At 67.2% G+C, this 25,882-nt stretch carries 21 protein-coding genes and 1 tRNA gene; 8 read left to right on the forward strand and 14 right to left on the reverse strand.

Annotated features, from left to right (window positions below; all coding sequences use genetic code 11):
• Nucleotides 1-4 precede the first annotated feature (4 nt).
• Nucleotides 5-2,461 carry a beta-glucosidase gene (locus tag BQ8420_RS12700; RefSeq protein WP_087098649.1) on the reverse strand — a complete coding sequence of 819 codons (2,457 nt, stop codon included), beginning with the start codon at nucleotides 2,459-2,461 and terminating at the stop codon, nucleotides 5-7.
• Nucleotides 2,462-2,630: 169 nt separating this feature from the next.
• Between BQ8420_RS12700 and BQ8420_RS12705 the strand changes: the two genes are divergently transcribed.
• Nucleotides 2,631-3,311: a TetR/AcrR family transcriptional regulator gene (locus tag BQ8420_RS12705; protein WP_087098651.1), complete on the forward strand. Its 681-nt coding sequence runs from the start codon at nucleotides 2,631-2,633 to the stop codon at nucleotides 3,309-3,311.
• 119 nt (nucleotides 3,312-3,430) lie between these two features.
• Here the strand turns inward: BQ8420_RS12705 and BQ8420_RS12710 are convergent, their stop codons facing one another.
• Complete coding sequence (locus tag BQ8420_RS12710) at nucleotides 3,431-4,747, reverse strand: Ig-like domain-containing protein (RefSeq protein ID WP_087098653.1); 1,317 nt, start codon at nucleotides 4,745-4,747, stop codon at nucleotides 3,431-3,433.
• A 332-nt stretch (nucleotides 4,748-5,079) separates the two neighbouring features.
• On the opposite strand from BQ8420_RS12710, the gene BQ8420_RS12715 reads away from it, so the two are divergent.
• Together BQ8420_RS12715 and BQ8420_RS12720 are read left to right on the forward strand one after the other, a co-directional pair.
• Nucleotides 5,080-5,403: a multidrug efflux SMR transporter gene (locus tag BQ8420_RS12715; protein ID WP_087098655.1), complete on the forward strand. Its 324-nt coding sequence runs from the start codon at nucleotides 5,080-5,082 to the stop codon at nucleotides 5,401-5,403.
• Between the two features lie 40 nt (nucleotides 5,404-5,443).
• Nucleotides 5,444-6,028, forward strand: coding sequence for a TetR/AcrR family transcriptional regulator (locus tag BQ8420_RS12720; RefSeq protein WP_087098717.1), 585 nt, complete (start codon nucleotides 5,444-5,446; stop codon nucleotides 6,026-6,028).
• A gap of 190 nt (nucleotides 6,029-6,218) precedes the next feature.
• On the opposite strand, the gene BQ8420_RS12725 is transcribed toward BQ8420_RS12720, so the two are convergent.
• From BQ8420_RS12725 to BQ8420_RS12750, 6 genes are all read right to left on the reverse strand, one after another.
• Complete coding sequence (locus tag BQ8420_RS12725; RefSeq protein WP_200815913.1) at nucleotides 6,219-8,240, reverse strand: AarF/ABC1/UbiB kinase family protein; 2,022 nt, start codon at nucleotides 8,238-8,240, stop codon at nucleotides 6,219-6,221.
• A 426-nt stretch (nucleotides 8,241-8,666) separates the two neighbouring features.
• Complete coding sequence (dacB, locus tag BQ8420_RS12730) at nucleotides 8,667-10,265, reverse strand: D-alanyl-D-alanine carboxypeptidase/D-alanyl-D-alanine-endopeptidase (protein ID WP_087098657.1); 1,599 nt, start codon at nucleotides 10,263-10,265, stop codon at nucleotides 8,667-8,669.
• Nucleotides 10,266-10,475: 210 nt separating this feature from the next.
• On the reverse strand, nucleotides 10,476-12,623 hold the full coding sequence (locus BQ8420_RS12735) for an ABC transporter ATP-binding protein (RefSeq protein ID WP_087098659.1): 2,148 nt from the start codon (nucleotides 12,621-12,623) through the stop codon (nucleotides 10,476-10,478).
• On the reverse strand, nucleotides 12,620-13,537 hold the full coding sequence (locus tag BQ8420_RS12740) for an ABC transporter permease (RefSeq protein WP_087098661.1): 918 nt from the start codon (nucleotides 13,535-13,537) through the stop codon (nucleotides 12,620-12,622). The genes BQ8420_RS12735 and BQ8420_RS12740 overlap by 4 nt, the downstream gene beginning before the upstream one ends.
• Nucleotides 13,530-14,540 carry an ABC transporter permease gene (locus BQ8420_RS12745; protein WP_087098663.1) on the reverse strand — a complete coding sequence of 337 codons (1,011 nt, stop codon included), beginning with the start codon at nucleotides 14,538-14,540 and terminating at the stop codon, nucleotides 13,530-13,532. The genes BQ8420_RS12740 and BQ8420_RS12745 overlap by 8 nt, the downstream gene beginning before the upstream one ends.
• Before the next feature lie 83 nt (nucleotides 14,541-14,623).
• On the reverse strand, nucleotides 14,624-16,327 hold the full coding sequence (locus tag BQ8420_RS12750; RefSeq protein ID WP_200815914.1) for an ABC transporter family substrate-binding protein: 1,704 nt from the start codon (nucleotides 16,325-16,327) through the stop codon (nucleotides 14,624-14,626).
• Between the two features lie 638 nt (nucleotides 16,328-16,965).
• Between BQ8420_RS12750 and BQ8420_RS12755 the strand changes: the two genes are divergently transcribed.
• Both BQ8420_RS12755 and BQ8420_RS12760 read left to right on the forward strand, forming a co-directional pair.
• Nucleotides 16,966-17,439 (forward strand): hypothetical protein, encoded by a 474-nt coding sequence (locus tag BQ8420_RS12755; protein ID WP_087098665.1) that lies wholly within the window; start codon nucleotides 16,966-16,968, stop codon nucleotides 17,437-17,439.
• A gap of 217 nt (nucleotides 17,440-17,656) precedes the next feature.
• On the forward strand, nucleotides 17,657-18,265 hold the full coding sequence (locus BQ8420_RS12760; protein WP_087098667.1) for a rhomboid family intramembrane serine protease: 609 nt from the start codon (nucleotides 17,657-17,659) through the stop codon (nucleotides 18,263-18,265).
• 97 nt (nucleotides 18,266-18,362) lie between these two features.
• Here BQ8420_RS12760 and BQ8420_RS12765 read toward each other — a convergent pair whose 3' ends face one another.
• The 5 genes from BQ8420_RS12765 to dcd all read right to left on the reverse strand — a co-directional run bounded on the left by BQ8420_RS12765 (nucleotide 18,363) and on the right by dcd (nucleotide 23,652).
• Nucleotides 18,363-19,268, reverse strand: coding sequence for a glycine betaine ABC transporter substrate-binding protein (locus tag BQ8420_RS12765; protein WP_087098669.1), 906 nt, complete (start codon nucleotides 19,266-19,268; stop codon nucleotides 18,363-18,365).
• 162 nt (nucleotides 19,269-19,430) lie between these two features.
• Complete coding sequence (locus tag BQ8420_RS12770; protein ID WP_087098671.1) at nucleotides 19,431-20,360, reverse strand: glycine betaine ABC transporter substrate-binding protein; 930 nt, start codon at nucleotides 20,358-20,360, stop codon at nucleotides 19,431-19,433.
• A 44-nt stretch (nucleotides 20,361-20,404) separates the two neighbouring features.
• Nucleotides 20,405-21,628, reverse strand: a complete 1,224-nt coding sequence (locus BQ8420_RS12775) for a proline/glycine betaine ABC transporter permease (RefSeq protein ID WP_087098673.1) — start codon at nucleotides 21,626-21,628, stop codon at nucleotides 20,405-20,407.
• Nucleotides 21,625-22,653, reverse strand: coding sequence for a glycine betaine/L-proline ABC transporter ATP-binding protein (locus BQ8420_RS12780; protein ID WP_200815915.1), 1,029 nt, complete (start codon nucleotides 22,651-22,653; stop codon nucleotides 21,625-21,627). The genes BQ8420_RS12775 and BQ8420_RS12780 overlap by 4 nt, the downstream gene beginning before the upstream one ends.
• A gap of 408 nt (nucleotides 22,654-23,061) precedes the next feature.
• Nucleotides 23,062-23,652 carry a dCTP deaminase gene (dcd, locus tag BQ8420_RS12785; RefSeq protein WP_087098726.1) on the reverse strand — a complete coding sequence of 197 codons (591 nt, stop codon included), beginning with the start codon at nucleotides 23,650-23,652 and terminating at the stop codon, nucleotides 23,062-23,064.
• A gap of 147 nt (nucleotides 23,653-23,799) precedes the next feature.
• Between dcd and BQ8420_RS12790 the strand changes: the two genes are divergently transcribed.
• The 3 genes from BQ8420_RS12790 to BQ8420_RS12800 all read left to right on the forward strand — a co-directional run bounded on the left by BQ8420_RS12790 (nucleotide 23,800) and on the right by BQ8420_RS12800 (nucleotide 25,496).
• Nucleotides 23,800-23,873, forward strand: a tRNA-Gly gene (locus tag BQ8420_RS12790).
• A gap of 482 nt (nucleotides 23,874-24,355) precedes the next feature.
• Nucleotides 24,356-24,541: a hypothetical protein gene (locus BQ8420_RS12795; RefSeq protein ID WP_087098675.1), complete on the forward strand. Its 186-nt coding sequence runs from the start codon at nucleotides 24,356-24,358 to the stop codon at nucleotides 24,539-24,541.
• A gap of 631 nt (nucleotides 24,542-25,172) precedes the next feature.
• On the forward strand, nucleotides 25,173-25,496 hold the full coding sequence (locus tag BQ8420_RS12800) for a MerR family transcriptional regulator (protein ID WP_087098677.1): 324 nt from the start codon (nucleotides 25,173-25,175) through the stop codon (nucleotides 25,494-25,496).
• A 131-nt stretch (nucleotides 25,497-25,627) separates the two neighbouring features.
• Here the strand turns inward: BQ8420_RS12800 and BQ8420_RS12805 are convergent, their stop codons facing one another.
• On the reverse strand, nucleotides 25,628-25,876 hold the full coding sequence (locus BQ8420_RS12805; protein ID WP_087098679.1) for a hypothetical protein: 249 nt from the start codon (nucleotides 25,874-25,876) through the stop codon (nucleotides 25,628-25,630).
• Nucleotides 25,877-25,882: the final 6 nt, after the last annotated feature.

A 25,882-nucleotide genomic window follows, 5' to 3' on the forward strand; every position in this document is an offset into this window, starting at 1 on the left:
GGACTCAGCGCACGTCGAAGGAGAGACGGTGCGCGATGGCACGGCTGGAGGAGCCCACCGCGAGGTGGTAGGCGCCCTCCGGGGTGCGCCGTGCGTGCTCTGCGGGATCCCAGATCGCGAGGGCACGAGGTGGGACGTCGAGGTGGGCGGTGACGGTCTCGCCGGGTGCGGCGCGCACCGACGCGAAGGCGGCCAGGGAGCGCGGGGGACGAGGAAGCCCGTCTTCGTCGACGGGCGGTTCCAGGTAGACCTGCACGACGTGGTGTCCGGGTCGCCGGCCCGTGTTGGTGAGGGTGACGGTGATCGTGGGCGGTTCGGTGACCAGACCGTCGGGACCCGCGGTCGTGTGCGGTGCGGACAGCGCGGCGTCGTCGATCCGCCAGTCGGTGTAGCCCAGGCCGAATCCGAAGGGGCGGTGGGGTTCGATCCCGTCACGGTCGTAGGCGCGGTGGCCGACGAACACCCCCTCGTCGTAGTCGTGGACGCCGTCGACGGGGTGGGTGTCCAGGATGGGCACGTCGTCGTGGTCGCGCGGCAGGGTCCAGGGCAGCCGACCGGTGGGTTCGGCGCGGCCGGTGAGGGTGTCCGCGAGTGCGTGGCCGTACTCCTGACCGCCGAACCAGGACCACAGGACGGCGGGCACCTCGTCCAGCCAGGGCAGGAGGACGGGTGCGCCCGCGTTGACCACCACCGCGGTGTTCGGGTTGGCGGCGCACACCCGTCGGACGAGTTCGTCCTGGCTTCCGGGCAGGTCGAGGGTGGGGCGGTCGTAGCCCTCGGACTCGACCTCGTTGTTGGTGCCGACCACGACGATGGCGGCGTCGGAGGTCTCGGCGGCGCGGACGGCCTCCTGGATCTCCTCTTCCACGGTGGGGCCGGGGGGCGCGTGTCGGATCTGGACGATGACGCCGCGTCCGAACCCGCCGAAGTCGCCGACCTCCATGTCGACGCCGATCCCCACGGTGCGCGGCTCGGCGCCTTCGGGGACCTCGATCTCCACGCGCGGCCCTTCGGGGTGGGCGTGGCGCGATTCGAGGATGTCGTCCACGGAGGCACGGTGGTCGCTCTCCGAGACGATCTCGCCGTCGACCCGGATGGTGTGCGCGCCCACGGCGGCGACCTCGACCCGGTGGGTCCCGGGCTCGGTGAGGGTGAGGGAGGCGACGAGTTCGGCCCGTTCGGTGCCCTCCCGGGCGTTGATGTGGAAGGCCCCGCCGGGCACCTCGGGGAGGTCGATGGCCTCGCCATCGCCGTCGTAGAGGGTGAGGTCGGCCTCGGTGAGGTGTTCGGCGGTGACGACCGGTAGGAGGCGTCGGGGGTCGCCGCCGCGGACGAGGGTGACCTCGACGTTCTCGGGCAGTACCTCCCGCAGCCCTTCGGCCGGGTCGACCAGGTACTTGGCGTTGACGTGGGCGCTGCCGCCGCCCTGGGTGTAGGCGTCCACGGCGTTGGGACCGATCAGGGCCACCGTGCGCACGGAGTCGGAGAGCGGCAGGACGTCGCCCTCGTTGCGGAGCAGGACGTGGCCGCGCGAGCCGACCTCGCGCAGGATGACGCGTTCGCCCTCGCCCTCGACGGCCGTGGTGGTGTCCCGGTCGAGTTTGCCGACCCGTCCGGCCAGTCGGAGCAGTCGGACCACCTTGTCGTCGATGACGGACTCGTCGACCTCACCGGCGTGGACCGCGTCCACGAGCACCCGCCCCCAGGGGCCGCCGGGGCCGGGCATGACGATGTCGAGCCCGGCGTCGGCGGAGGGGGCGGTGCTCCGGGTGGCGGCCCAGTCGCTGAACACGACGCCGTCGAACCCGAGCTCGCCCTTGAGGAGGTCGGTGAGCAGTCGACGGTGCTCGGTCATGGTGGACGTCTCGACCCCGTCGTCGACGCCGTTGTAGGCGGCCATGATGGTCCAGGCCCCGGCGTCGAGCACGGCCTCGAAGGGCGGCAGGTAGACCTCGCGCAGGGTGCGCTCGTCGATGCGGGAGACGTATCCGGTGCGTTCGTGCTCGGTCTCGTTGCCGATGAAGTGCTTGGGGCAGGCGCCCACGCCCTCGCCCTGGACGGCGCGGACGAACGCGGCACCGAGTTCGGCGGTCAGGTGGGGGTCCTCGGAGAAGCACTCGAAGTGTCGTCCGCCCGCCGGGGAGCGGTGGAGGTTGAGCACGGGGGCCAAGACCACGTCGACGTCCTTGCGGCGGGCCTCGGCGGCGAAGAAGCGACCCACCCGTTCCATGAGTTCGGTGTCCCAGGCGGCAGCGACCGCGGTGGGGCTGGGTAGACCCGCGGAGTGTTCGTCCTGGGTGGCCTCGGTCCCTCGGACCCCGGCGGGCCCGTCGGAGACGGTGATCGGGAGCAGGCCGATCTCGGTGGCGGCGTGCAGGACCCAGCCGGTCCGGCCGGTGAGCAGGCGTGCCTTGTCCTCCAGGGACAGGCGGGTGACGCGCTGGTGAAGGTCTGAAGTCATGAGCCCCTAGCCCTGTGATCCACGTCTCTTGACGCGAGACGTTACTTACTTAATGTTCATTAAGCAAGAGGGGTAAGGGAACATCGGTAACGTGGACGCGACCGGGCCCGAAGACCCCCAGCCACAGGCCCGGGGTACCCGCGCGGTACGAGGAAGTGGAGAACCGACCATGAGCGAGACGACCCCCACCGGCACGCGTTCTCCCGGGGGCGATCCGTCCTCCCCGGCCCCGCGCAGGCGGGTCAATCGTCGCGAGCGGATCCTGCGCACCGCCGCCGACGTGTTCGCCGCCCAGGGGTTCAACAACACGTCGCTGGCCGACATCGCGGCGACGCTCGACATCACCCCCGCGGGGGTCCTGCACCATTTCGGTTCCAAGACCGAACTGCTCACCGCGGTGCTGGAGCTCCGCGACACCAACGACCCCGCACCCTCGGGCGGCGGCATGCTGGACCACCTGGTCACCACCGCCGAGCGCAACGCCGAACGCCCCGGCACCACCCAGCTGTACGCGGTGCTCTCCGCTGAGAGCGCCACCGCCCGACATCCCGCGCAGGAGTGGTTCCGCGACCGGTACACCGTGCTGCGCCAAGAGGTGGAGGAGGCGGTCCTGGACCGGATCGGACCGCGGTACCGCGACGCGGCGAACACCCCCGGACCCACCGGTCACACCCCGGCCTACTCCGCGGCCACCGCGATCCTGGCCTCCATGGACGGTCTCCAGGTGCAGTGGTTGCTGGACCCCGACGCGGTGGAGATGGCCACGGTCACCGAGCTGGTGATAGAGGCCCTGATCGCCCGGCTGCGCGCCGCGGATGGTGGGGGGACTTCGGGGCCCGTCGAGGCCTGAACCCGCTCGGCGGCCTCGCGGGCGGGCACACGAAAGGGCGCCCGCGGTGCCGTGCACCGCGGGCGCCCCCGTGTCGTCTCCGCCCGGCCCCCGTCAGGGGCCGGTGACGACGGCGCTTCCTACAGGTCCTCACCGTGAACGGAACCGGGGGTCCCGTCGGTGGTCATCTGCGCCTCGTCGGTCTCGCTGCCATCGAGCCACTCGTCCCAGGACTTCTGCCAGTAACCCCAGCCGTTGTCCCACTCGAACTCGCGGTCGGTGCCGGTGGTGTCGAGGATGTCGCCCATCAGGGTGTTCTCGAAGAACCACACCGCGTCGTCCATGCCCAGGTTGGTGCAGCCGTTGGAGGTGTTGGCCGAACCGATGGCGCCGTTGCTGGACATCTCGTGCACGAACTCGCCGCTGTTGGAGGTGCGGACCGCGTAGTTCACGTCCACGCGGTAGGAACCCGGGGCGTCCTCGGGGATGCCCACGGTGCTGGAGTCCATGGTGATGGTGTCGTAGCGCTCCATGAGCACGTGCACGCCGGTGGTCGTGGTGTCGAAACGACGGTTGGCCGCACCGTTGCTCACATCGATGGTGCGCTCGTGCTCACCATCGATCTCGATCTCCATCTCGTGGTCGGGCACGTGCATGGTGGCGATGAGCTCGCGGCCGACCTCGAAGTCGATCTGGTAGTTGCGCACACCGTAGACACCGTCGGAGGCCTCGACCCCGGCCAGGTTCAGGTCGACGGTGACGTTCTGGTGCGGCTCCCAGTACGCCTCGGGCCGGAAGACCGCCATCTGGTCGGTCACCCAGTTCCAGGCACCGGACATCTCCTGTTCGGCGACCACGTTCATGGAGTTCTCGACCTGGGTCTTGTTGCTGACCGGCATGTCGAAGTTGATCACGACGGGCATGCCGACGCCGACGGTGTCGCCGGAGCTCGGGAAGTTGGAGGCCAGTTCCAGACGCTGTCCGGCGACCGCGTCGAGGGTGCTGAACTCGCTGGTGACCTCGGTCTCCTCACCGGCCTCGTTCTCCGCGGTCGCGGTGACCACGATCTCCGAGCCCGGGCGCAGGTTCCAGTCGCTGACCCACTCGGTCCCCTCCTCGTTGAGGGTGCCGGTCATGTCGTACAGCTCGGCCTCGTCGTCCTCACCGTCGGCCTCGCCACCATCGGGGACGGCCGCTTCGCTGACCACCGTCTGGTCGATCCGGACGTCGCTGATGGTCCCGAACTCTGCGCTGACCCGGACCGGGGTGTTGGGCGCGATCTCCTCGCCGCCCTCTTCCGGGGTGATGCTCAGCTCGGCCGGTTCCGCGTCCGCGGCGGAGTCGGAGTTGCTCTGCGTCTCGGCGTCGCCTGAAGTGCACGCGGTCGCGACGAGCGCGAGCGCCACGAGTCCGATGCCGAACCGGCGCTTCACCGCCGACTGGGTCTTGCCCGTCACGTCTGGACCTCCATAGAACTTCTCGATACCCGGCCTACGTCAGTTAGACGCTTCAGCCCGGAAAAGGTTCTGAACTCCGGCGTATCGGTATGGAGCGGTTATCGGATGGTGTCCGATCCACCTCGTCCGGAACCGCCGAGAATACACCCAGGGGGTACGTGGACGGTCCGCCAGGGGGTGGTTTTTCGGCCATCCGAAGAGCCCTTGTCCCGCCTCCTCCATCATGCACCGTGTAGAATCTTGTTCGTTCGATCAGGTTTCCTGTCGAACACAAACTGAGCATTCGAGCAGGTTTCCCTCGGGAGGCCCGAAGGACACGAAGGAGCGGTGCCATGCCGTGGATGTGGTTGGCCGGAGCGATCATCCTGGAGGTGATCGCCACCACCTCGCTGAAGTTCTCCGAGGGGTTCACCCGTCTGCTCCCCTCCATCATCGTGGTCGTGGGCTACGGCGGCGCGTTCTACGGGCTCTCCCAGGCGCTCGCCGGGGGTCTGCCCCTCGGGATCGCTTACGGGACCTGGGCCGCCATCGGGGTCGCCCTGGTCGCCATCATCGGAGCGGTCTTCTTGGGAGAGTCCCTCACTTGGGTACAGGTCGGCGGCATCGCCCTGGTCATAGCAGGCGTCATGGCCCTGGAGATGGGTGGGCAGCATTGAACCCGTACACCCCGGCCGACCGGCGAACGAGCGGAACACCGTGAGCACCGTGCGCCCCACCGAGGACCCGGAGAACATCGGCGACGGCCGTCGCCGCAAGGGTGAACAGCGTCGCCGGACCCTGCTGGACGCCACCATGGCCGTCATCGTCCGGGAGGGCGTCACCGCGGTCAGCCAGCGTCGGGTGGCGGCAGAGGCCGCCGTCCCACCCAGCACCGTCACCTACTACTACGCCACCATCGACGACCTCCTCGTCGAAACGCTCACCCGGGTCAACGACGCCTACGTCTCGGTGGTGGAGACCCTTCCCGAGGAACCGGACGCGGCGCTGCGCGGGTTCGCGGCACTCATCGCCGAGGGTGTCGGACACGACCGCGTCCACGCCCTGGCGGAGATGGAACTGTTCCTCATCGCCGCCCGGCGACCCACTCTGCGGGCTCAGGTCGCGCGTTGGCACGACGCCATGGACGCCTTCCTCTCCCCTTACCTGCCGACCGCGGAGTCCCGTGCCGGAGTGGCCGCCGCCTGTGACGGCTACTTCCTGCGCTGCTGTCTCCTGGAACCACCGCCCTCCGCCGAAGAGGTGTACCGGGCCCTACGTCGCCTGATCGACCGCGCCGCCTGACCGCTCGCGAAGGAGACACCGACCGCGAACACCGCGTGGACCGACCCACCGTGTCTCGCCGCCCGGCACCGATCACGGCCCCGGGCCGCCCGCCCTGCCCCACACCGGATCACCTCGCCCGGCACCGACCCACAGTCCGACTCACGACCCCTGGTCACCCCGCGTCCCGAGCCGATCGTGGCGGCTCCCCTCAGCGTCGTCTGTTCTCCGCCCCGTCCCGGACCATGTCCACCAGCAGCCGCAGCACGAACATCGCGGTGGCTGCCAGCAGGATCCAGGCCAACAGGTTGAGCGCCTGGGTGTGCGTGGCCAGGTCGGACCAGGCCACCCCGGTCTGCTCGGTCACGTTGAACAGCCCCACCGACATGAACCCGGTGACCACCGCCAGCACGGTCATGACCGCACGACGGACCACCGAGCGCAGGAGTCTTCGGTCCTCCGGGTGGGCGAAGAGCCGCGCCTGCACCGTGAACCGCCCCTTGTGGAGCTGATCGGTGATCCGGTCCAACCGGCGTGGCAGTCGGCGCAGGGTCGGCAACAGGGCCAACAGCTCACCGGTCGCCAGCTCCCTCAGGTTGCCGCTGTCCAACTGTTCCGACATCCGCGCCCCCGCGTACCGCTTGGCCTCGGACACGGTGTCGAAGCCTGGGGCGAGGAACACCAGCGTGCCCTCCAGGGTGGCCAGCGCCCGGAACACCGCCGCCAGTTCGGCGGGCAGGACCAGCCCGAATCGGGTGACCAGCATGAGCAGCTCGGTGAACATCCGCATGCTGGCCGTGGCTCCGCCGTGCAGGTAGCGCGCCATGAACTGACCGAGCGACCTGCGCAGCCGCTCCGGATCGATCTCGCCCGGGTCGTCCACCACGTCCAGGAGTGTGTCAGTGAGCAGGACCGCGTCACCCCGGTCGATGGCCAGCAGCATCATCTGCAACGCCTCGCGGGTCCGGGCGTCCAGTCGCCCCACCGACCCGTAGTCGAGCAGACCCACCCCTCCGTCGTCGAGCAGCAGGATGTTGCCCGGGTGCGGGTCCGCGTGGAAGATCCCGCCGACGAGCACCTGCTCCAACAGGCAGTCCAGCAGGGTCTTGGCGATCTCCTCCCCGCGCTCCTCCGGCAGACCGGTCCCGTCGATCTGGTTCCCGTGCAGTCGTTCCATCACCAGCACCCGACGGCTGGTGTAGGCCTCGTACACCCGGGGGATGCGCACCGGTGAGTCGACGGAGGCCTCCGCGACGGCGGCGATGTTGGTCGCCTCCACCTCGAAGTCCAACTCCTCCAGCAGGGCGTCGGCGAACCCCTCGGCGAGGTCGCGCACCCCGATCGCCGGCCCCCAGGCGGTGTGCTCCTCCATTCGTTTGGCGAGGCGGCGGATGATGTCTAGGTCGCGCCGGACCACCGGGCCGATCCCTGGTCGTTGCACCTTGACCACGACCTCCTCACCACCGAGCAGCCGCGCCGGGTGTGCCTGGGCGATGGACGCGGCCGCCAGGGGTTCGGCGGTGAAGTCGGCGAACACCTCGTCGATGCCCCGCCCCAGTTCGGCCGCCACGCAGTCGCGGATCTCGTCGTAGGGGACCCGGGCCACCTCGCTGTGCAACCGGCTCAGTTCCTCGACGAACACCGGTGGCAGCAGGTCACGTCGGGTGGCCACCGCCTGACCGAGCTTGACGAACACCACCCCCGCCTCCTCCATGGAGCGGGACAGGGATCGGGCCAGCCTGCGCTGCACCGAGGTGTCCTCCACCCCTTCCCGCCGGCCGATGACGTATCCGCCCAGGCCGTGCCGGACCAGGATCCACAGGATCCTGCGGTACCGGCCCAGTCTTCCGAACAGGTCGCTGGTCTCCCGGAGCATGGCCACCGGCCGGACCCGGGTGCCCCGTGGCATGAGGAGTTCGAAGGCGACGAACGCGAGCATCGAGCCCACCGCCATCGCGAACAACATCAGCGCCATGAAACCCGGTTGGTCCATCCGGGCCGGGTCCGTGCTGTTCAACGCGTCGAAGGAGCCGTAGTAGGCCAGAATCGCGCCCACCGATCCGGCTGGTGCGCCCAGCAGCGCGGACAGCGCAAGGCGTGGCAGGTTGAAGGGCACGTCCATGAGCCGACTGGCGAGCTTGCCCAGACCGAGCAGGACCAGGATCAGCATGAACAGGGAGAAGACCTGCCCGAAGATCATGCCCAGCACCGATGTGACGTTCAGCGGTTCCACACGGAAAGCCCTTCTGCGGCACGGCGCGGCGGGGAGTCGCGCTGTGGGAGGAACAGGGTGACGGGCGAGCCCCGCCGTGATCCACAGTGCCGGCTCCGGACGACCGGCGACAGCCCGCGTCCCCAGCCTGTGGACAACTCCACCGGCCGGCCCTGACCACCCCGCGTATGAGCCGGTGCCGCGCCGGTCGGGGTTCGCCCATGACGATGCGGCGTTCAGGACGGGTGGTGCGCCGCAAGGCGACGGGAAGTCCCCATCGCGGTTCCTGTGCGGGTTCTTCGCCAACACGACGAGGTGTCGTGCGGAACGCCGCGACGGGGTGGACTTCGGCTGACACGGCACGAGGGCCCGCCGATCCTCGACGGGCCCTCGTCACCACTCGCGCGACGCTCCTTCAGGGCGGCGTCACAGGTGTCACCACCGGTGTCAGCAGGTCAGCTCCCAGGAGCACTCCAGCTCCCCGCTCACCGTGGGCGCACTGCGCAGGGACGCGGTGCCCTCCGGCGTCTGGTTGCCCAGGTACTCGGCGAGCCGGACCGCGATGGCGTCCTGCACGTGGAGGGGCGCCGAACCGGCGTGGTCGTTGTTGACGACGCTGAAGAACAGCTCCGAGCCGTCCGGACCCTGCACGTAGCCGGACAGGGCGCTCACACCGCTCATGGTGCCGGTCTTGCCCTGTACGACGCCGTCGGCCGCCGTGCCGTCCATCCGGGAGGCCAGGGTGCCACCGACGAACGGGTCGCTGTCCCCGGCCACCGGCAGGGAGTCGTGCCAGGCCTCGTACCAGGGGGCGTCCTGCACCTTCGTGAGCAGGTCGATCATGCCACCCGCGGTGATCCGGTCGGTCCGGGACAACCCCGAACCGTCGTTGAGGACCAGGTCCGAGGTGTCCACCCCGAGCTCCTGAAGGGCCTCGTCGGCCCCGACCAGTCCGGCCTCCCACGAACCCTCGTCCGCGTTCTCCCGGCCGATGGTCTTGACCAGCATCTCCGTGTGACCGTTGTTGCTGAACTTCATCAGCGGGACGAGGATCTCCTCCAAGGGCATGGAGGTGTTCTCCGCGACCGGGTACGGCTCGTCCCAGTCCTCGGGGACCTCGCCTCGGGCGACGTCGCCCTCGACCTCGACCCCGTTCTCCGCCAGGGCCTCGGCGAACACGTGTCCGGCCATCCCGGCGGGCTCGTCGACGGTGCGCAGCTCCACCGTCGGCTCGGCGTCGGCGGGCAGGCTCCCCGTCACCGCGATGGTGTTGGTGCCGACCGGACGGTCGATCGCCAGGGTGTTCTCTCCCCCGGCCGGGCCGGTGACGGCCTGGTTGTCGAGTTCCACGTAGCCCTCGGCGGCGCCCGGGTCCACGCTCACCGCCTCACCGTCCGCGGCGGCGGTGACGGTCACCTCCGTCACTCCGGTGTCGTAGCGGTCTCCGTGGGCGACCGTGAGAGCCGAGATCTGCGCGGAGTAGGCGTAGGGCTCGTCCTCGGGCCACCAGTCGTCCACCAGACGCTGGTCGTCGAACCAGGTGTCATCGGCGTACACCTCGTCCACCGAGGTGATCCCGGCGGCGGCCACGTCCGCGGCCATGGCGTCGAGGTCGTCCGCACTGAGCGTCGGGTCGCCGCCACCGACCAGGTACAGCCCGGGTACCTCTCCTTCGGCGGCGCCGTCCTCCACGACGGCCTCGGTGGTGAAGGTGTGGTCGGGGCCGAGCGCCTGCAAAGCCGCCGCTGTGGTGAAGGACTTCATGTTGGAGGCGGGCAACAGCGAGGTGTCGGCGTCCGCCGAGTAGAGCTCCTCACCGCTGTCGGCGTCGGCGACCACCACACCGGAGGTCGCGCCCTCCAGCGCGGGATCCTCCAGGATCGCGTCGATGTCGGATCGCAACTCGTCCGCGCGCTCCGCCGGATCGGCGGTGTCGGCCAGCGCGGGTGCGGTCACCAGGGTGAGGGAGAGGGTGAGGAAGGTGGCCGCCGGCCACCTTCCGTGTCGTCGGAACGGCGTGGGCCGATGGGGGGCAGCGGGTGCCAAGGATTCTCCTTCGGAGGAAGCCGGTCAGAGACAACGTGAGCGTCGAAAGTAACGGAGCCGCGTCTCGGAAACCAGATACTTTCGTTATCTCGCGTGTCGCCGCAGGTCATCAAGGCAGAAAATCGGCACAGGAAACCGGCGCCGTGGAGGATGCTCCTCCACGACGCCGGTACGCTCCCGTCACTTCCGGCGGCGCACCGCCGGAAGGCCTCAGATGAGCTCCACCACCTGGGAGTAGTGGCAGGCGTCCCGGTGGCCACTGCCGCGGTCCAGCAGCTCCGGCGGTTCCTCGACGCACTTGGTGCGTTCGGCGTCGGAGAGCTCGTTCGCGAACTTCGAGCAACGGGTCCGGAATCGACACCCCGAAGGCGGGTTCGCCGGGCTCGGGATGTCACCCGTGACGATGATCCGTTCCCTGGTCCGTTCCTTGATCGGGTCGGGCAGCGGGATCGCGGAGATCAACGCCTGGGTGTACGGGTGCGCGGGCGCCTTGAACAACTGCTCCGTCGTGGCCGTCTCCATCATCTTGCCGAGGTACATCACGGCCACCCGGTCGGCGATGTGCTTGACCACCGACAGGTCGTGCGAGACGAACAGGTACGACAGTCCCAGCTCGTCCTGGAGATCCTCCAACAGGTTGATCACACCCGCCTGGATGGACACGTCCAGGGCCGAGACCGGCTCGTCCAGGACCAGCACCCGGGGGTTGAGCGACAGAGCACGGGCCACGCCGATGCGCTGGCGCTGGCCACCCGAGAACTCGTGCGGGTACCGCGAACCGTGCTCGGGGTTGAGCCCCACCAGTTCCAGGAGCTCCTTGACCCGCTTGCGCGCGTCGCGGTGCCCGTCGCCGTGGATGCGCATCGGTTCGCCGATGATGTCCGAGACCGTCATCCGCGGGTCCAGAGAGGCGAACGGGTCCTGGAAGACCAGTTGCAGGTCCTTGCGGAGCGGACGCATCCGGCGGTCGGTCAGACCCTGCAAGGGCTGCCCCATGTACGTCACCTCGCCCGAGGTGAGTTTGATGAGGTTGAGCAGTAGCCGCGCCGTGGTGGACTTGCCACAGCCCGACTCCCCCACCAGCGCGAGGGTCTCCTTCTCCCGCAGGTCCAGCGAGATACCGGAGACCGCCTGCACCTCACCGACCTTGCGGCGCAGGATGCCCTTGGACCGGATCGGGAAGTGCTTGACCAGGTCGGTGGCGCTGAGCAGCACCTCCGGCTCCACGAGGGTCTCCGGTGCGTCCTTCGGCGCCTTCTCGCGCTCCTCACCGGCCTGGAACAGGTCGGTCGCCTCCACTCCCGCCAACTCCTCGCTGAAGTGGCAGGCCGACCTGTGGACGATGGTGTCGTCCGCGGCGGAGGATTCCCCACCGGTGTCACCGGTGGTGAGCAACAGCCGTGGTTCCTCCTCGTGGCACCGGTCCCGCGCCATCGGGCAGCGTGGGGCGAACCCGCAGCCCGGAGGCAGGTCCCGCAGGGAGGGCGGGCTTCCGAGGATGGGCGTGAGCCGGTCGGAGGCGTCGCCGTCCAACCGGGGCAGCGAGCCGAGCAACCCCAACGCGTAGGGCATGCGCGGTCGGTAGAACACCTCCTCCACCGGCCCCATCTCCACGATGCGGCCCGCGTACATCACACCGACCCGGTCGACCTGACCGGCGACGACGCCGAGGTCGTGGGTGATGAGCACCAGTGCGGCGCCGGTCTCCCGGCGGGCCCGCTGGAGCGCGTCCAGGACCTGCGCCTGAACGGTCACGTCGAGTGCCGTGGTGGGCTCGTCGGCGATGATCACGTCCGGCTCGTTGGCCATGGCGATCGCGATGACCACACGCTGACGCATACCGCCGGAGAGCTCGTGCGGATACTGCCTGAGCCGCTGCTCGGGCGACGGGATGCCCACGACCTCCAGCAGTTCCAACGCCCGCTTCATGGCGGCCTGCTTGCTCACCTTCTTGTGCGCGAGCACCGCCTCGGCGATCTGGTAGCCGATCGTGTAGACGGGGTTGAGCGAGGTCAGCGGGTCCTGGAAGATCATCGCGATCTTCTTCCCGCGGACCTTGCTGATCTCCTTGTCGTTGAGCCCGATGATCTCCTGGCCGAGGACCCGCGTGGAGCCCTCCACCTGTGCGTTCCTGGGCAGCAGGCCCATGATCGCCATGGAGGTCACGGACTTGCCGGAACCCGACTCCCCCACGATGCCCAGGGCCTCGCCCCGGCGCAGCACGTAGGAGACCTCACGGACCGCGGGAAGCGGACCGTCGTCGGAGGGGAAGGTGACGCTCAGGTCGGTGACCTCCAGCACCACGTCGTCACCGGTCTCGACGGTGGCGTGTTCTTCGTTCATGTACTCAGTCGTCATCGCCGCACCCTGGTCTGTCGTGGGTCGAGGGCGTCCCGGAGGCCGTCACCGATGAAGTTGATCGTCAGGCAGATCAGCACCAACAGCACACCCGGCGGGTAGAACAGCCACGGACGCGTGGTCACCGCCGTGCGCGCGCTGCCGATCATCTGGCCGAGCGAGATGTCCGGGAGCTGGATGCCGAGCCCCAGGAAGGACATGCCCGCCTCGGCGAGGATCGCCACGGCCACCAGCAGGGTGGCGGCGACGATGATCGGTCCGGCCGCGTTGGGCAGCAGGTGCCGGATGATGATCCACGACGCGGAGGCCCCCGAGGCCCGGGCCGCCTCCACGAACTCCTGTTCCCTCAGGGACAGGACGACGCCGCGGACCACACGCGCGATGGTGGCCCAGGAGAAGATCGCGATGATCATGGCGATGGCGGACCAGGAGGCCCCCGCACCGGTGTTGCCCGCGATCGCCGCGGCCGCGACCAGCAACGGGACGATGAGGAAGATGTCGACGATCCGCATCATCAACGCATCGACGCGACCGCCGTAGTACCCGGCCGTGGCGCCCCACATGGAGCCGACGACGGTGGAGACCAGCGAGACGGTGAAGGCGACCTTCAGGGTCTGTTGGGCCCCGCGCATCAGCTGGGCGAGGACGTCGTTTCCGGCGGCCGAACTTCCCAAGGGGTGTTCGCCGCCCGGCGGCAGGTTGCTGGGGATCTCCTTGTAGACGGTGTGGTCCCACATCCAGAAGAAGGGCCCCACGAACGCGAACAGGACGATCAGGATCAACATGACCAGGCTGATCATCGCGGGACGGTGCCGCGTGAACCTGATCAGGATCGTCTGCAGCTGGGTCCGGTCGGCACTGTCCTTTTTCTTCGCCCCCTTGCGGGTGCTCCCGAACATGCCGTTCTCACTCATAGCGGATCCTTGGGTCGAGCACGGCGTACAGCAGGTCGGCGACGAGGTTGGCCACGATCACGATGACGCCGCTGAGCAGCAGCCAGCCCATCAGCGCGTAGGAATCGTTGTTGTCGACCGCCGTGATGAAGAAATCGCCGAGACCGCGCCACTGGAAGACCACCTCGGTCAGGATGGCCCCGTCGATCACGCTCGCCACACTGATGGCGACGACGGTCGTCAGCGGGATCAGCGCGGTACGCAGGGCGTGACGTCGGATGACGACGTGATTGCGCAGCCCCTTGGCCCTGGCCAGACGCACGTAGTCGCTGTTCATCACCTCCAGCATGGAGGTGCGTTGGTAGCGACTCCACGAGGCGAAACTGATCAGCATGAGCACGAGTGTCGGCAGTGCCATGTGGGCGAAGGCGTTGAGGAATTGGTCTCCCAACGGTTCGCCCTGGGCTCGGAAGCGTCCGTCACCGATGGTGGCGAAGACCTGTTCGTCCACCAACTGGTTGAACTTGACCCCGGCCGCCTGCATGATGCCCGCGAGCCAGAAGGTCGGCATCGCCAGGGCCAGGAAGCCCACGAAGGTGAGCGTGTAGTCGAGTTTGGAGTACTGGCGCAGAGCGCTGATGACACCGGTGATGATCGCCAGTCCCAACGCGAAGACCATGGCGGCGCCCACCAAGCGCAGCGTGGTCCATAGACGTTCGGCGATGGCGGGGCCGATCTCGTAGTGCGGGCCCTGGGTGGACGGGCCGAACTCACCCTGGAGCAGGCCGATGTCGCCGTTGCCACCGATTCCGGTCATCCACAGCCAGTACCGCTCGGGCATGGAGCGGTCCAGGTAGAGGCGCGCCTCCGCCTGCTGGATGACTTCTTCCGTGGGCGGTGGCTGTTGCATCCGGATGTCCGCCAGCGGGTCACCGGAGACGTCGATCATCACGAAGGTGAGGATGGATGCGAGGACCAGGACGGGTAGCGCGCCCAGGACGCGTCGCATCGTGTAAACGAGCATGGAAGTGATCCTTCAGGGATGGGCGAGGATCGGCCCGGCCCCGGGAGGGTGTCCCGGAGCCGGGCCTGGGTACTCGGTCCGCCCTAGTCGGCGATGGTCCATTCACCGACGTTGTGGGTGGAGCGGTAGCTGGACTGGAGGTTGTCCTCGGCCCCCGCGAGCCGGTCACTGTTCACGAAGGAGTAGTTCGGCTCGTGCATGATCGGGAGGACGTAGGCCTCCGGAACCAGGATCTCCATGGCCTCGTTCAGGTGATCGGCGGCGGTGTCGAGGTCGGGGGCGTTGGCCGCCTGGTCGACCAGCTCGTCGACGTCCTCGTTGTCGAAGGCGCCGAAGTTGCTGTCACTGTCGCTGCGCCAGTACTGGGCACCGGACGTCACGAAGTACGGCGTGCCCTGCCAACCGAACTGCATGATGTCGTAGTCGGCCTCGGCGAGCGTGCCGCCAAGGTCGTCGGTCACCTCGATGTTGGCGGTGACGCCGATCTCGGCCAGCTGCGCCTGGATGAGCTGGAGCGAGGTGTTGCGCACGACGGAGTCGGTGCTGCGCAGACGGAAGGGGCCGATCTCCTCACCATCGAGGGTGAGGGTGTCGCCGACCTCGTAGCCGGCCTCCTCGAGGATCTCGGTGGCGGCGTCGATGTCGCCGGTGCCCTGCGTCTCGCCCTCGTAGTGGTCGACGAAGTAGGGGCTGTCGTTGCCGAAGACGTGGTTGTTCTTCAGCTGGTACTCGGGGTAGCCGGCCTCGTAGTTGCGCGAGGCGATCTCGTCGCGGTCGATCGCGGTGAAGATGGCACGTCGCAGCTCGACGTCCTGGAGGAACTCGTTGTTGAGGTTGAGGTCCACGTGCTCCCAGGCCGCGCCCTCACCGATCGACATCTCGGCGTTGGGCAGGTCCTGCAGCTGGGTGTAGACGTCCTCGTTGTAGGAGGACGGGCTACCGCCGTGGATCTCATCGTTGCTGAAGGCGTTGACGAAGGTGCCCTCGTCGGTGTTGAACATGAAGGTGACACGGTCCAGGCCGGGCTCGTCCCCGAACCATTCGGGGTTCGGTTCCTTGACTACCTCGTTCTCCAGGTCTCCCTCGACGATCTGGAACGGGCCGCCGGACCACTCGGGGCGCTCGGCGTGCAGCCAGGCGAAGAACTCGCCCAGCTGGTCCGGATCGTCGATGTCCCAGCCGTTCTCCTCGGCCAGGTGGGAGGGGAGGAAACCGCCCGCGACGCTGTGCGAGTCGAACAGACTCATCCACTCTGCGTTGGCGAGGCCCTCCTTCAGTGTGACCGTGGCGGTCTTGCCGTCGACCTCGATGGCCTCGACCTGGTCGGGGTTGGTGCTGGAACGGGAGTCACAACCGTTGCAGTGGCCCTCTTCCGGCCCGGCGGACATCATCCAGGTGGCCCGCAGGTCCTCACCGGTCATCGGCTCGCCGTCGCTCCACACGGCGTCCTCGGCGAGGGTGAAGCTGAACTCGAACGGCCCCTCGTCGGGGTCGTCGTTGATGAGGGTGGGCTCTTCGGCGAGGACGTCCATGTCGTACTCGTAGGTCTCAGCGTCGGCCAGCCACCCGCCGGTGCTCGGAAGAATGCCGGAGAGCATCTGGATGACGTAGACGCTGCCACCGGCCGCACTGATGGACTGCCATGCGCCGGGGAGGGTCTCGATGACCCAGGTGGCTTCCCTGACGCCGTCGTCTGCCTCCCCTTCTCCGCCACTACAGCCACTGACCACCAACATTGCTGACGACGCCGCCGCGGCGAGCGCCAGCGTCTTTCGACGCTTGAACATAGTCACACCCTTGATCACTGAAGCGAACAGGACACGGGGGAGATGCCCCAAGGGCAATCCCCGCCAAAACTAGGCGATTAGTCGATCAGAAGACCATTTAGCGAAATGTCTGTATAGCCCCAATGCCGGATTCGTGACCCATCCGCAACCGGTTCGCGCCCATCATCCCAAGTCCGAGTCATGTTTTCCCAATACCCCGGCAACGCGTCGCTTCACCTCACATCACCGCAGGCCAGAGGTCCCTGAAAAACTTCGCCGATCGGCGGGATTCGGACGAGCAACGAAAGGATTGCGGTTAATCGGATACCACGAACAGCCCCGACGCAGAAGTCAACAATGTTTAACTACGGCGAGGACGCACGCCACTACAAAGAGAGAAACAGACATGCACCCACATCTAGCCCAAGCAACCCGAAATGATGACAATCCACCAGGGTAATTTTCACTCCTGGAAACATAGGATGAACCAATCATCGAACCTTGTATTCGCAGAACACCCGAAGATGGAACCCAGCGTGTCCCGAACCCCCTCGTCGAGATGTCCGAAACCGGGGGCCCCTCACACGCGAAGCGGATAAGGTTCCGTGTGACGGCCTCCGTCACCCTCAACGCCCAGCCCAGCGAGAGAGGCATCCGCCGTGTCCGAATCGGTCCGTCTGGTCTGCCCTGTAGGTCGCAAGTACGTTGAGACATCGGCCGGTTACGCTCTGGTGGCCCTAGGTCTCGTGGCGGTGGTGATCGATCCCGGCCACTGGGTCAACATCACCCTCGGCGTCCTGCTCGCGCTCGGCGGCGCTGCCTCCGCCATCCACGGCCACCTGATCAGGAAGCCCGTGCTGGAGATCTCCAAGGACGAGTTCCGCTACGAACGCGGTTCCTACGTCGTGCGCGTCCCCTTCGACGAGATCGGCTCCTACCACCTGCTGCCCGGACGCATCCGTTCCCTGGGTCTGTACGACATCACCGGGCGAGCCAAGCGCTTCCCGTCCCTGTCCGGCCGCCGCACCGCGCGCAGCCACCTGCCGTTGACCGGGATGATCCAGCCCGCCAGGGTCGAGTCCTTCATGGCCGTCGCCGGCATCCCGCCCCGCAAGCGGTCCCTGGCCTCCTGACTCCTACCGGGGTCCACCGACCCCACAGGGCTCACCCGAGGCCTGGCTCGGGCCCCGAAACCCGCGCATCCGGTCCGGCCGGAACCCGATGGCGTGGCGGCCGGAGTCAGTGCGAACCCACGGCCGGCAGCGAGGATCAGTCAGACATTCCTCTCGATTCGCCACACACACCGCGACGGACATACCACCACAAGGGCTGTTCCTTTACTCTCAAGGTGTGAAGCAGTCCAGAATTACCGCCATCCTGACCGTAGCGGGGATGCTCGCGGCCATGTGGGTGTTCGAGATCGTCGACACCGTCCCCGGCATGCGGCTCGACCAAGAGTTCGGGCTGCGCGCCTGGGACACGAGCGCCCCTTGGACGGTACTGACCGCCCCGCTCATGCACGCCAACTTCCCCCACCTGATCGGCAACTCGCTGCCGTTCCTGGTGCTGGGATCCCTGGTCGCGTTCAGCGGCCAAGGGCGCTTCCTGCTCACCACCCTGATCGTGGCCGTGGTCAGCGGTGTGGGCGTGTGGCTGTTCTCCGTCCCCGGCGTTCCCACCGTGGGCGCCAGCGGACTCGTGTTCGGCTACTTCGGCTACACCGTCCTGCGCGGCATCATCGAGCGCAAAACCGTCGACATCGTCATCATGATCTGCGTGATCATCTTCTACGGGACCATGATCTGGGGGGTTCTGCCCCAGCACCCCGGGGTCTCGTGGCAGGCGCACCTGTTCGGTTTCGTCGGTGGACTCCTCGCCGCCTACCTCCTGCCCAAGCGTGAGGCCAACCGTCGGATCAGCCCCGGGGGCGGCGCGCAGGGCGGCTACTACGCCCCCTGAACCGCAGAACCGGACCAACCCATGCGGACATGAGAAGCGGGGCCGTCATCCCACCTGGATGACGGCCCCGCTTCACGTGTCCCCCCGGCGCGAGGGGTCAGAACTCCAGGCCCCGCGCCGCCTCACCCATGGTGCGCTCCAGGAACATGGGGTTCTTCGACAGCCACTCGCGGGCTCCCGCGGCGGGGTCCTCGACACCGGGAGCGACCGTGAGCACCTCCAGGTCCGCCAGCTCGTCGTCGTTCATGGTCCAGTTCTGGATCCACTCGGACAGCTCGGGGTAGTCCTCACCGAAACCGGATCGGCCGATGGAGTGGATGGTCTCGGCCTCGCCCATCAGCCCCTGCGGGTCTTCGAGGTCCTTGAGTCCGTACTGGGCGTAGGCCGGGTGCGGACGCCACAGCGTCACCACGATGGGTTCCCGCGCCTCGTACGCCTCACCCAGATCGGCCATCATCGAAGCGCCCGTCGACGTCTCCAGGTCGAAGTCCTCGTCGAGCAGGTAGCCGGGCATCGTCTGATTCTGCGTGACCTGGGTCAGGCCCGCGTCCGGTTCGATGCCGACGATCGTCCCGTTCAGATCCTCGGAGTGCTCAGGCAGGTCGTCGATCGAGGTCACGTCCTCCATGTACTCGGGGACCGTCAGGGTGAGGGAGGCGTTGTCGTACCAGGAGCCCAGGGTCTCGATCCGGCCCTTGTGCTCGTCCATGTACTCGTGGTGCGTGACCGGGAGCCACATGTCCAGGTACAGGTCGATTTCCCCGTCAGCCACTCCCTGGAAGGCCGGCGTGAGATCCGTCTCGGTGATCGTGACTTCGTAGCCCTTCTCCCGCAGGATGACCTCCCACAAGTGGGTGACCGCGATGGCCTCCTCCCAGCCGATCAGCGCGATCTCGACTTCCTTGAGGTCCTCACCGGCCTCATCGGAGGCGCATCCGGTCAGCAGGAGCACCCCGCCCATCCCGGCCGCGGCCAATCCCTTCAAACCCTTGTGGCTGTACATCTATCGGGCCCTCACCATCGAAGTCCTACTGTGCGCCCGTTCGATGTGGGGGGTCGGCCATCGAAACGAGTTCTGCGACGTCACACGGAGACGGTCGTCCCCTGTGCGGGAACGACCGTCTCATATGTGCTCAAACTACGAGTTTACGCGCGAAAACGACTACTAGAACTCAAGGCCCTCGGCGTCTTCGCCCAGGGTGCGCTCCAGGAACTCGGGGTTCTCCGAGAGCCAGACGCGAGCGCCTTCCTGCGGCTCGTCCTCGTACTCGTCGAGGGTGAGGACCTCCAGCGTGGCGAGCTCGTCGTCGTCCATCGTCCAGCCCTCGATCCAGCCGGCGACCTCCGGGAAGTCCTCTCCGAAGCCCTCACGACCGATGGAGTGGATGGACTCCGCCTCGCCCATCAGACCCTCGGGGTCTTCGAGGTCCTTGAGGTCGTGCTGGGCGTAGGCCGGGTGCGGACGCCACAGGGTGACGACGATGGGCTCTTCGTCGGTGATCGCGGAGTCCAGCTCGGCGAGCATGGCCGCGCCCGAGGAGGTCACCAGCTCGAACTCGTCGTCCAGGCCATAGCCCGGCATCGCGCTGTTCTGGGTGGTGTCGGTGAGGCCGGCGCCCGGGTCGATACCGACGATGCGGTTGTCCAGCTCGTCCGCGTGGTCGAGCAGGTCCGGGATGCTGTTGACGTCCTCCATGTACGTGGGGACGGTGAGGGTCAGGATGGCGTTGTCGTACCAGGAACCGAGGTCCTCGATCTGGTCGCCGTAGTCGTTCCAGTACTGCTCGTGCGTGGCCGGGAGCCAGGTGTCCAGGTACAGGTCCACGTCGCCGTTGGCGACGCCCTGGAAGGCCGGAGCGACGTCGACGTCGGTGACATCGACGTTGTAGCCCTTCTCCTGCAGGATGACCTCCCACATGGCGGTGGTGGCGATGGCCTCCTCCCAGGCGATCAGCGCGATGCTGATGTCCTGGCCGCCCTCCTCGGCGTCCGATCCGCCGGTCAGGTCCTCTCCGCCACCTCCACAGGCGGACAGCAGGAGCACTCCGCTCATTCCGGCGGCGGCCAGACCAGTCATGCGCTTACGGCTGTACATCTTCGGGATTCCCTTCCCTAGTGGCTGGTGTGGGCGGACCGGTGTCAGGACGAGCCGACACGGGCCTGCGGGCTGTTCTTGGTGACGGCGGCGGTGAGGCGGTCCAGGAAGATCGCCAGGATCACCACGGCGATACCGGCCTCGAAACCGAGCGCGCCGTCGTTGCGGGTGATGCCCTGGTAGACCTCGCTGCCCAGACCACCGGCGCCGACCATGCCCGCGATGACGACCATGGACAGGCCCAGCATGATGACCTGGTTGACACCGGCCATGATCGTGGGCAGGGCGAGGGGCAGCTGGATTCCGGTGAGGATCTTGCTCCGGGGGGCGCCGAAGGCCTCACCCGCTTCCACCAGTTCCTTGTCGATACCGCGAATGCCGAGCTCGGTCAGGCGTACGCCGGGCGGCATCGCGAACACGATGGTCGCGACCACACCGGGCACCGCGCCGATCGAGAAGAAGAAGATCGCCGGGATCAGGTAGACGAACGCGGGCAGCGTCTGCATCAGGTCCAGGACCGGCTTGGCGATCTTGCTGACCAGATCGTTGTAGGCGGCGATGATGCCGATCGGGATCGCGATGACCACGGCGACGAGGCTGGCCACCAGGACCAGACCCAGCGTGTCCATGGCGTTGTCCCACTGACCGACGGAGGCCACGATGGTCAGCGCGATCACCGCGAACAGACCCATGCGCCAGCCGGCCACCGAGAGCGCGAGCAGGCTCAGCAACAGGATCATCAGCAGCGCCATCGCATTGGTGACGACCATCGGCAGCAGCAGCCAGCCGAGCAGCACCACGATCAACCAGCCACCGGCGACGACCCCGGCGCGGAGCCGGGTCCGCTTCTCGACGAGCCCCAGCGCGGTGACCGCGACCAGGAACACGAAGGAGACCACGAAATAGGGCTCCACGACGGTGTCGAACAACCCCATCGCCCAGAGGAAGAGCCCTGGGACGGCGTTGACGATGGCCGTCACGATGCCGAACAGCGCTTCGAGGACGTACAGCAGCGAGACACCGATGACGATGCCCAGCAGCGGTAGACGACGCCAACGCACCAACGGCGCGGCGATGATCACCGCGGCGATGAAGGCCAACTGCCCGGCCCCGGGTTCGACGAAGAACCCGGACAGGATGTTGACCGCCCAGCGGATGAAATCGCCGGTGAGGTCGAAGAACCAACCGAAGTTGGCCTTCAACCAGGAGTTGACCGCCTCGAACCCCTGTCCGAGGGGTAGGGACGGCGGAAAGTCGACGGGGGTCACTTGTCCCCCTCCCCGTTCGTGGTGGTGTTGAGGGAGGCCAGCACGGACTCACGAGTCACCATGCCGAGGACCTCGCCTTGGTCGGAGACCACGCGAAGCCGGTCCGCGGTGGACACCGTCGGGTACAGGTCGGCGACCGCGGTACCGGCGTCGACCTGCGGCGCGGAGTCGTCCCTGGCCACTGACGCGTCGATGACGGCGGACGCGGTGAGCACCCGGGCCCGGTCGACGTCCTCGATGAAACGTTCCACGTATTCGTTGGCCGGAGAGTTGAGGATCTCCGCGGCCTCACCGATCTGGGCGACACGACCGTCCCGGAGCACACAGATCCGGTCGCCGAGACGCATGGCCTCGTTGAGGTCGTGCGTGATGAAGATGATCGTCTTGCCCAGGCTCGCCTGGAGCTCGATGAGCTGCGTCTGCATGTCGCGGCGGATCAGCGGGTCCAGCGCGCTGAACGCTTCGTCCATGAGAATGATGTCCGTGTCGGCGGAGAGGGCGCGGGCCAGGCCCACGCGCTGCTGCATACCGCCGGAAAGCTGCTGCGGGAGTTTGTCCTCCCACCCGTCCAGCCCGACGAGGGCGAGGGTTTCCTTGGCCTTCTCGAAGCGCTCGGCGCGCGGAAGGCCGCGCAGCTCAAGGCCGTAGGCCGCGTTCTCCAACACTGTGCGGTGCGGAAGCAGGGCGAAGTGCTGGAAGACCATGCTGATCTTCTCGCCCCGAAGCTTGAGCAGATCCTTCTTGTTGAGGGCGGTGATGTTCACGCCGTCGACCTCGACCGACCCCGCGGTCGGGTCGAGAAGGCCGTTGAGCATCCGGATCAGCGTCGATTTACCCGAGCCGGACAGGCCCATGACGACGAAGATCTCGCCCGGTTGGACCTCGAAGGACACGTCGATGACGGCGGCGGTCACGTCGAGGTCGGTGATGGTGTCACGGTGGCTGCCGTCGGATAGCCGTTCCACGGCTACCTTCGACTGCTTACCGAACACCTTGTACAGGTGGTCTGCGCGTACTGCTGGCACGGTCTCCTCTACGGGGCTGTCCCTGGCGCGGAGACTCGTTGAAGATGTCGGTCTTCAATACGAGCCCGCGGTTTCCACAGGTGAGTGGTCCGCGCAGAGCCCCCGTGCGCGCCCGCCAACGGGCGGAACCATCACCTGGTTCACGTCGGGACGCCACCTTACCGAGATGTGAACGCACAGTTCAGGCGGCATGTCACTACCAGATAACATGTTTAATCGCCATAAAACACGTCCGGCGACCTATAGAGCGGGATCCAGAGCCCGCGGGGCGCCCCAATGTGATCTTTACCACTGACCATTCTAGGGCGACACGGGTCACAATCCCATGACAGGCAGACGAAACAACAGAACGTGTCAAATCATGACCGTACCGTAAGGGCCTTTTGAGGTTCCAGAGCGACCCCCGCTTCAGCGTTCCTCGTCCGTGATCCGGGTCCGAACGAAGTTCTGGTGCGAACGCGACGGGGTCGGACCACGTTGTCCCTGGTAACGCGAGCCGTAGGCGGCGGAACCGTAGGGGCGCTCCGACGGCGAGGTCAGCTCGAACATGCACAGCTGCCCGATCTTCATGCCCGGGTAGAGCTTGATCGGCAACGTCGCCATGTTGGACAGCTCCAAGGTCACGTGACCCGAGAACCCCGGATCGATGAAACCGGCGGTCGAATGCGTGAGCAGACCCAGCCGTCCCAGGGAGCTCTTGCCCTCCAACCGGCTGGCGATGTCGTCCGGCAGGGTCACCACCTCGTAGGTGGAGGCCAGCACGAACTCACCGGGGTGCAGGACGAAGGCTTCCTCCCCGTCGGTCTCCACCAGCCGGGTGAGATCCGGCTGTTCCACGGAGGGGTCGATGTGGGGGTACTTGTGGTTCTCGAAGACCCGGAAGTAGCGGTCCAGGCGCACGTCGATGCTCGACGGCTGAATCAAGGAGGGGTCGAAGGGATCGATCCGGACCCGCCCGGACTCGATCTGCTTGTTGAGGTCACGATCGGAGAGCAGCACGATGTCGAACCTACCGGTCGAACCCACCGCCTGCGAGAACAGCCCGACGGACCTTGAGTGAGGACGTCACCACCACGCCGACTTGCCCATCCGACCCCGAGTTGGGATAGGATCATCACCGTTGGCAGCCACAACCGGCGCGCTCACGCGGATGTAGTTCAATGGCAGAACTTCAGCTTCCCAAGCTGATAGCGCGGGTTCGATTCCCGTCATCCGCTCCATACGAAAGACGGCCCCTGGCCTGCGAAGACCCTTCGCACACCAGGGGCCGTCTTCGCGTTGGGGGTGCACCAGCGGGTGCACGGGCCAGAGGATGACGCGCGCAGCTCCCGTCATACACCCCCGGTTGGGGGCAGCCGGGTACACGGATGTCCGCCACCTCCGTGAGCAAAACCCGGTGTCTCCGAGGGCTCTCACACACCTTCCAACGACCCACACAGCGACAGCGTCACCGACCGCCTCCGGCCACCCCCACCGGTCCACCTGAACCTGGCTACGGTCGCACCATGGCCCCAGCCCCCTCCCCCCTACCTCGCCAACCCTCCGGCAGCGACTGATGGCACTCTCCGCACTGATGAGGACACGATCCGGTTTATCCTGGACCGCCATCCTGGTCGGTGTGCCCTTGGCAGTGGTCGCCTTCTGACCCCTGGCCGATGCGATCTGGCACCTACTCGGTTTCACCACTGGACAAGCGGCCCGCGTGACCGTATTGGGTGTCTGCGCACTGCTGTTGGCCGCCGGGACAACCGGGCTCGATCGGAAGCGCACGACCCCGGTTCTGTTGGTCTGGCTGATCCTGGGCGCCGTCCACGCGCTGGCACACCTGGCCGACGACGCCCCCGAGGGCCGCGAGAATCTGGTCCGACCTCTGGACGATCTTGCCTGAAACAGGTTCCGCGGGTTCACCACCGTGCCGGCCTGAGGGAAACCGCCCGCAGCGAAGATCGAAAACTTGTAGCGGCCAGAGTAGACATGACTGATCCGTGCTGCTAGATTTCCTGTCATAGCCACTGAGCTTCACGGCTGGACCACCGGGTACGCCGGTGGTGAGCAGGATGGCCCGACCGGCGCGTTTGGTTCCACAACGCCGGGGGCCGGTAGGACAGCAGTACGGAAGTCGAGCAGTACCCGAAGTGACGCAGTATCGGCCTCTCGCTCGCACAGGGGAGACCGCAGTAGGAAGAAGGACGCGGTAGGGCTCGACCGGCGCACGGTTGTACGGCGCCGGGAGCCGGTAGGACCGTAGTCGAAAGCAATGCACGAAGTGAGACACGAGAGGAGTAGGTGCCATCAGGATCGCCCGGGCGAGGGAAATCACCGCTCGGGTACCGCAGGGCCTGGTTTCGAAAGAAGGTGGTCCCCGGTCACACAACCGCGATCCCCGCGATCCCGTCACGGTTTGACTTCGGGAAACGGAAGACCGGCAGCAGCCGGTAGGTGGTATTAAACTCTCGGGCCCCGGCGCCACATGGCGCCGGGGCCCTCGACGTGCGTACACGAGAAGGAAAGACACGCACTTGACCCATCCCGACACCGGTCACCGATTCGACGACGACGACTATCCCGCCTATACCGTCGGCGCCGCCGCGGAGATGATCGGCGCCACACCGGCCTTCCTGCGCGCCCTGGGAGAGGCCAAACTGATCGAACCCTTGCGCTCGGAGGGCGGCCACCGCCGTTACTCCCGCTACCAGCTCAAGATCGCTTCCCGCGCCCGTGAACTCGTCGACGGAGGCACTCCGATCGGGTCCGCGTGCCGCATCATCATCCTTGAGGACCAGCTGGAAGAGGCCCTGCGCATCAACGAGGAAATGCGCGATTCCGGCCCGCCCCGGACGTGAGATCGAACCGGGGTCCGGGACAAGGTCGGGTCCGGCTCCACCCGTCCGTCGGGTGGGGCCCTTTCGCCGACCCGGCCCCGGTCTCCTCCACGCAGCGCACATTCAGGTCACCGGCGCCGGGCGGAGCGTGATCACCCGACGGCGCGGTCCTCGGCGGTGTCGAGAAGTTGTTCCTGCTGCTCCGCAGCTTTGGCACGGTCCGCCTCGGGGAGCTTGCGAAGCGTCCTACGTCGACCACTTCTACGGGCCAAGGCGCGGGCATCCGACCTGTTCACACCGAACCTCTCACCCTCCTGCTCAAGGGCTGCCAGGACGCGGCGGCGGTAGGCGTGGCGGATCACGAAGTACACGACCATCACCACCGTGAAGTTGAGCAGCACCCTCGG

The sequence above is a fragment of the Nocardiopsis sp. JB363 genome, from assembly GCF_900143625.1.
In the GTDB taxonomy this organism is placed as follows: Bacteria; Actinomycetota; Actinomycetes; order Streptosporangiales; family Streptosporangiaceae; genus Nocardiopsis.

Bases quoted from the DNA above. Each gene is read 5' to 3' on its own strand.
- BQ8420_RS12770 (WP_087098671.1), bottom strand. From the start codon at position 20,360: ATGTACAGCCGTAAGCGCATGACTGGTCTGGCCGCCGCCGGAATGAGC.
- BQ8420_RS12765 (WP_087098669.1), bottom strand. From the start codon at position 19,268: ATGTACAGCCACAAGGGTTTGAAGGGATTGGCCGCGGCCGGGATGGGC.
- BQ8420_RS12750 (WP_200815914.1), bottom strand. From the start codon at position 16,327: ATGTTCAAGCGTCGAAAGACGCTGGCGCTCGCCGCGGCGGCGTCGTCA.
- BQ8420_RS12740 (WP_087098661.1), bottom strand. From the start codon at position 13,537: ATGAGTGAGAACGGCATGTTCGGGAGCACCCGCAAGGGGGCGAAGAAA.
- BQ8420_RS12700 (WP_087098649.1), bottom strand. From the start codon at position 2,461: ATGACTTCAGACCTTCACCAGCGCGTCACCCGCCTGTCCCTGGAGGAC.
- BQ8420_RS12715 (WP_087098655.1), top strand. From the start codon at position 5,080: ATGCCGTGGATGTGGTTGGCCGGAGCGATCATCCTGGAGGTGATCGCC.
- BQ8420_RS12745 (WP_087098663.1), bottom strand. From the start codon at position 14,540: ATGCTCGTTTACACGATGCGACGCGTCCTGGGCGCGCTACCCGTCCTG.
- BQ8420_RS12705 (WP_087098651.1), top strand. From the start codon at position 2,631: ATGAGCGAGACGACCCCCACCGGCACGCGTTCTCCCGGGGGCGATCCG.
- BQ8420_RS12735 (WP_087098659.1), bottom strand. From the start codon at position 12,623: ATGACGACTGAGTACATGAACGAAGAACACGCCACCGTCGAGACCGGT.